At 45.1% G+C, this 6,215-nt stretch carries 3 protein-coding genes and 2 pseudogenes; 2 read left to right on the plus strand and 3 right to left on the minus strand.

Annotated features, from left to right (window positions below):
• The 3 genes and pseudogenes from BGK49_RS25905 to BGK49_RS08365 all read right to left on the minus strand — a co-directional run.
• The coding region (locus BGK49_RS25905; protein ID WP_001393286.1) for an IS1 family transposase at positions 1-147 on the minus strand (147 nt) is incomplete at its 3' end.
• Positions 148-451: 304 nt separating this feature from the next.
• Entirely contained in the window at positions 452-4,309 is a 3,858-nt protein-coding gene (gene sigA, locus BGK49_RS08360; RefSeq protein ID WP_001034109.1) for a serine protease autotransporter toxin SigA, read from the minus strand.
• Positions 4,310-4,669: 360 nt separating this feature from the next.
• A pseudogene (locus tag BGK49_RS08365) lies at positions 4,670-5,673 on the minus strand (conjugal transfer protein TraF); the annotation flags it as partial.
• Here BGK49_RS08365 and BGK49_RS25920 point away from each other — a divergent pair.
• A pseudogene (locus BGK49_RS25920) lies at positions 5,658-5,903 on the plus strand (IS66 family transposase); the annotation flags it as partial. The pseudogenes BGK49_RS08365 and BGK49_RS25920 overlap by 16 nt on opposite strands.
• 190 nt (positions 5,904-6,093) lie before the next feature.
• Positions 6,094-6,215: IS1 family transposase (locus tag BGK49_RS25925; RefSeq protein ID WP_001423768.1), on the plus strand; the 122-nt coding region annotated here is incomplete at its 3' end.

Genomic DNA, 6,215 nt, shown 5'->3' on the forward strand with positions numbered 1-6,215 from the left:
TTGAGAAGCGGTGTAAGTGAACTGCAGTTGCCATGTTTTACGGCAGTGAGAGCAGAGATAGCGCTGATGTCCGGCAGTGCTTTTGCCGTTACGCACCACCCCGTCAGTAGCTGAACAGGAGGGACAGCTGATAGAAACAGAAGCCACTGGAGCACCTCAAAAACACCATCATACACTAAATCAGTAAGTTGGCAGCATCACCCCCGTTTCGTTATACTGTCCGTATCGGAACCATGAGAACTCAGTTGCATTCCAGCCATGCTCCAGAATATGTGCATTTTTTTGCCTGATAGTTTCTTTTTTTATTCGCTCATGTTTAAGGCATAACAGGCAGATAAATAATGTCAGAAAAAGAAAGCTAATAATGAGAGCAAGAGCGATATAGTCTGTCACAGGGTAATACATATTCTCTCCGGTAGAAGAAGGGCCGCAAACGCGGCCCGGGCTGTTATCAGAAAGAGTAACGGAAGTTGGCGTTGATCGCGTTATCCACGTTGTATTTACCAAATGCCGATTTCTCAAACTCAAGACCGAAGCGAAGATTATCGCGAATTTCGGCGTTGAGACCAACATTCATGAGAATACGACCGTCTTTTTCACCTTTGATACGTTTCTCACCGGACGCATCACGCAGTACGGTTTCACCGTTGGCAAACAGGTCAAACTGGTAGCCAAGGCCGGCGCGGGCTGTGACTTTCCAGTCCTTACCGGAGAAGGATTTACCCACATCAACACCGGTACGCCCAATCAGCGGATTAAAGTCCTTATCCTTCATGGTCACGCTCATTCCGCGATCCTGCCAGTCGAACCGTTTACCTGATACGGCCCCATAAACCAGTTCTGCCTGCGGCTCAATCCAGGAGTCTTCTGTTACATGATAGCGGTAGCCTGCTTCAGCACCCACATACAAGGAATGAGAACTGTAGTCTTTTGTTCCGAGCCCAGCAAAGGTCGCCGAGTACTCATTATCATGGTGAACATACTTACTAATCAGGTCGATATAGGCACCAGAGTCAAATATAGCGGAAGCATACAGACCTGCCCCGACGGACTTCGTCTTGCCACTGAATGCATTACTGCTGGCATGACTGTCGGTATACGTCATAGTCAGACCAGTGAAAAGGTCAAGTCCATCCAGCTCATGTTTTTTATCCACACCAATCTGCACATGGGTGTAGTTGTCACTGTATCCACCAGAAGCTGAACCTGCTCCGCTCATGATGCGGGCCCATGCACCGGCCTCGCCATTGGTGTCACGCAGATCCCCCATTCGTTTATTCAGGTTGTTGACTTCTGTCAGGAAGGCTTTGTAATTACCGGACATATACGATTTTGCTGCACTGGAAGATGCTGTATTTTCAGCCACCTTATATCCGGTCAGGGTCCACGTGGTATGTTCCTGATCCTCTTTCGTGCTGATCACAGGAGATACGTTGCTGAAACCTATGGCCTGAGTACTGGCTTGAAATATCTCTTTATTGCTTCCTTTTGGGGCTGTTATCAGGTCAACGTTTAATCCTGAGTTATTATTTCCCACTTTCTGTATATCGACCGACAGACTGTTATTGCTTCCGGTTAACTGATTTTTAACAATGAGTTTATCCGATTGATTTACAGACTGGCTCAGATCAGCCCGCATAATCACAGCAGTATTAGTGGCATCCAGTGTGTTTACTGTCACAGTATGGAAACCCGAATTCTCTATGTTACTAAACAACAAAAGACTGTCGCGGGTTTTTAATGATTGCAGGGCTGACTGTCCGTTTACTCTCCATAAGGTGTTATACATGCTGGCTGAGGCAGCAGGAGCATCAATACCTCCGGTATAAGAAGTATCAAAGCCACCCAGCAAACCTGTAGCCAGCGGTGTGTGTGTGGTTTTGTCCAGGTTATCTTCTTTATACTGGTCAACACCAAACAGAATAGATGCTTTTTTTTCTGATTTTATATTACCATTGACCCAGGCATAATTTTGAGCCTTTAACGTGGCACCATCTTCTGTCATATTATATCCATCTGACATATAGATTGCCGGGCTGTATTTATTATTTTCTGTAGGGGTGCCTGTTAATGTCAGGGTTCCGGCCAGTTCAATAGCTTTATCTACATACATTTTTCCCTGGGCGGTAACAGTAGCTCCTTTGTTGATAATCAGGTCTGTATTAATTAAGGATAATGCACCAGTCATAGTAACAGTTGATTTATCACCAACAGTTATTTTGCTGTTTTGAGCACTCAGACTGCCGTTGAAACTACTTTCGCCTGCTGAATCCCCGGAGCGAAGCTGTTGTCTGAATCCAAAACCTTCGCCAGTAATGTTTCTTCCTGAGAACATGTCAATGTATGCAGTTTTATTTCCCAGAACAATTTGAGAGTTTTTAGCCTCTATGTGTCCTTTTACATTAGCATCCCGGCCTATACTCAGGGTTGCGTTTTCTAAATTTAATTTCCGGAAATTAAATTTACGACTTTCCCAGTCGGGCTGGGAAAAAGAGGCTATCTGATTGTTGGACTTATATTCCGTATTGTAACGTTTATTTACAGTGCTTTCCTGGTCCTTTATGGCAGCAGAATAGTCTTTTTGACATAAAAAAGGAATTGGACAGTTGTTATTGCCTTCTTTAAATATGGCATGTTCTGTCGCATGTCCTTGTAATGTTAACTGTGCATTCCGGACAGAGATATCGTTTTTGATATCGACTGAGCCATCAAAGATCAGATTGGCATTATTGTTATGTTGCTGGGTAGTATTGATAATATGATTTATGCTTATATTACCTGATACATTCCCATGGTACATATATGCATCAGTATTAGTAAGTGATAATGTTGATTGCTTCACGTTTGAGTTCGTTACGGTTGTTCCCGCATCTGTTGCTGCGATTTTCTGAAATGACTGGTCATAGCCGTTTAGATCCAGTGTTCCGCCATTTCTGGTAAAATAGATTTCGCCATTACCGCTTTCGCTTAAAGCGTCTTTGGCATTTATTTTTACCGTACCTTTACCTCCGGCCATGTAAATTTTATTGAAGGCTTTTTCAGCACTAAGGATGACAGTCCCATTACCTATTTTAAGGTTATTTCCCTGTGCTATTTTTACATCCAGAGTACCACTACCTATTTTATGCAGATTATCTCCGGCAACGCCCTTAACATTCCATTCAACGGTGGTATTATTATCAATATCTATCCCGGCACCTTTATAAGACTTATCTTTTCCGTACACTTTATATGTCTGGTTCTTATCGAATATAAGCCCGCCAATGCCAAGATCGGTATCCTGCTTGAGCGTTAATTCCCCTCCTCCTGAGACAGACAGGTCCTTATCTTTTATAATCGATGATAACTCTTGTTTTTTACCATCCAGCTGCATAGTGTTTGTGAAATTCTTTTTTAAATTGTTTACCAGAATATTATTAAATAACGAGTAGTTTGTCCAGGCTATATTGGTACTACTGATAAAACCAACTGTACTGGTAACACCATGGAAAACCCATTTTTGTTGTTCTTTATCATATAGATAAGAACCAGAACCACTATCGCCAAAAATTGGTGAGTTTTTAAAAGGGGTTCTGTTGGTATAAATGTAACTCTTGTTTTTCCAGTCCAGATTAAAAAGACTTGCGCTTAACAAGTCGGGATTATAGTTTTGTCCAAACAGATATTGTTTGCCGTTTAATATCGTTGAGGTTGTTCCGGCACCTGCTCTGAAGCCAATTATTTGTTCCTTACCGTTGTAGTTTACGCCATATCTTTTCATCGCATCTTCGGGAGAAAGTGAGAAGTCGGCACTCTCCGTAACCCCTGTTGTTTCCACGACGAATTTATTCAGACGATGAACCGAAAAGTCGCCAGATGATACTCTGTTACTTGCTTTATATGCTGTCTGATCCCATGACTGTGTTGTTATTGCATGATGCTGTGTACCGTTATGAGTCGCAGTAACACTGTACGCACCTCCAATTGATGTTGTTGCACCTTTGTTGGAAACAGCAGAAAAATCAGGTACAGGTAGTTCTGGAAAATGAAATATCTTTCCATCTTTCATCATTAATTGAACATTTGTTGCACCCGGTCTGAACTCTCCTCTGTTTTGAGCAAGGTCAAGATAATCGCGGGTCCATATATTATTTATATCCAGCATTGCTGCAAATGCTGTTTCGCCATAACTTCCATATATTGAGGATAAAATAATACCGAGGATAACTTTCTTTCTTGATGTACCGACACTAACTTTCCGGGTCAGTTCAGAAACAGCAACTAATCCACCTGTAATATGACTATATTTCAGTGAATAAATTTTATTCATACGTGAACTCCGATATTTCTGAGTTGTGGTTATGGGATAGCATTTAATTACAACGGGGAACTATCAGTCATGGTACGTAACTGATAAGGGTATAATGATAATCACTGTCAGTTATATTTGTATGACAGATGTAACAAAATGAAAAAAAAGATAAGCACAAGTGATTGATTGGTCAGATATTGATCAATTGGTGTTTGTGTTTTGAACTTTGCGATCAAAATTTGATCTTTGTTGTTTCCGGTCAATCCTTTACAGGTTTTCTGTATTATCCGGGGGAGTTAAGTCTGTCGATGTCCGACAGACTTTTGATGATGGAAACAACATGCAGCGATAATGTGCATGCTGTTTTGCAGGTGGAACTCAGAAGGTGAACTGGAACTGTGCGACCGCACCGTAAGTGTTGTCCGTGCCGATCAGGCCTGCAACATCAAGGTGAACCACATCAAACGGTGAGAGCCCCACCCCGGCCGTGAATGCACTGCCGTCGTTACCGGCCAGATTCTGACGGTAACCGGCGCGCAGCTGTGCCCATTTCCAGGCATTAAATTCTGCGCCAATGGCGGCAAACTGACGGTTGCTGTCGGAGGTGAAACCGCTGGCCGGGTCAGATCCACATCAAATGCGGTGGTGAACATCGCGTTGTGCCAGGAGACACCGGCCGTCACCTGCGGGCGGATCCTGAAGGTTTCCGTGATACCGTTCACTTCTTTTGTCTCAATACTACGGGGGATCAGGTTCTGTGCGACCAGTCCCAGCGTCCAGTTGTCATCTAGGTCCGTACTGGCACCGATGTCGGCGTTGATGCCATTTTTCGTGTTGTGGTAGCGGTCGCCTTTGAAGGCGCTGCTGTCATAATTTCTGACCAGCACGTTGTAGTTGAACAGGTCGACGCGCTGGAATTTGGGGGGGAAGCCCAGAGACCATTTCTGCCCGGCCGTTTCCAGTTCCGTAGCCAGAGCAATACCCACATCAGTGATCAGTGCCGCGCGGGCAAAGGCCTGTGATGTCAGGCGGCTTTTGTCCACCTCCTGCCCGGTGCTGTTTGCCACTTCTTCCAGGTAAGTGAGGTCAGCATCAGAGACTTTACCGTCGACACTGACGGTGCCGTGTGATTTAACCATCAGTGCGGCAGAGAGGCGATCACCGGGAAGGGCCGCCACAGCAGAAACGCCCAGCTGTGCGGCGGCATGTGTGTTACGGAAGTCCCGGAGGTGTTCTTTCAGGCGTGCGGCAGCCTCAGGAACACCGTGGTTACTTTCGATGGCGCGGTCGAAGGCCTTCCACTCATCACTGATCCGGTCGGCGTTGTCGGTGATATTATCCGGATTGGAGAGCTGCGCGCCGACGGACGGAAGCAGGATGCTGGGCTCATGCGCGACGCAAAATCCACGATGTATATATCAGTACTAAAAGCGCGACGGCGGAAGAAGCTCTGAAACTAATCGGTGAACTGTACGCCATAGAGCACGATATACGCGGGTTACCGGTGTCTGAACGCCTGGCGGTCAGGCAAATGCAGAGTAGACCGCTCCTGACTTCCCTGTATAAGCTGATGCAGGAGAAAGAACACACGTTATCGAAGAAATATCGTCTTGAGGTGTACTGGCAATAGCGGACACTACCATTTGTTCTTTTTTTAAGCAGCCATCTGATGATATTTTTCCCTGAAGGCTGCCGGGGAGATATTCCCCAGACGAGAGTGACGACGCTGACGATTGTAGAAAATCTCAGTAATGCTGCCAACTTACTGATTTAGTGTATGATGGTGATTTTAAGGTGCTTGCGTGGCTTCCATTTCCATCAGATGTCCTTCCTGCTCCGCTACTGAAGGCGTGGTGCGTAACGGCAAAAGCACTGCCGGACATCAGCGCTATCTCTGCTCTCATTGCCGTAAAACATGGCAACT

Origin of the sequence: Shigella sp. FC1544, from assembly GCF_001722145.1 — a bacterium.
Taxonomy (GTDB): domain Bacteria; phylum Pseudomonadota; class Gammaproteobacteria; order Enterobacterales; family Enterobacteriaceae; genus Escherichia; species Escherichia coli.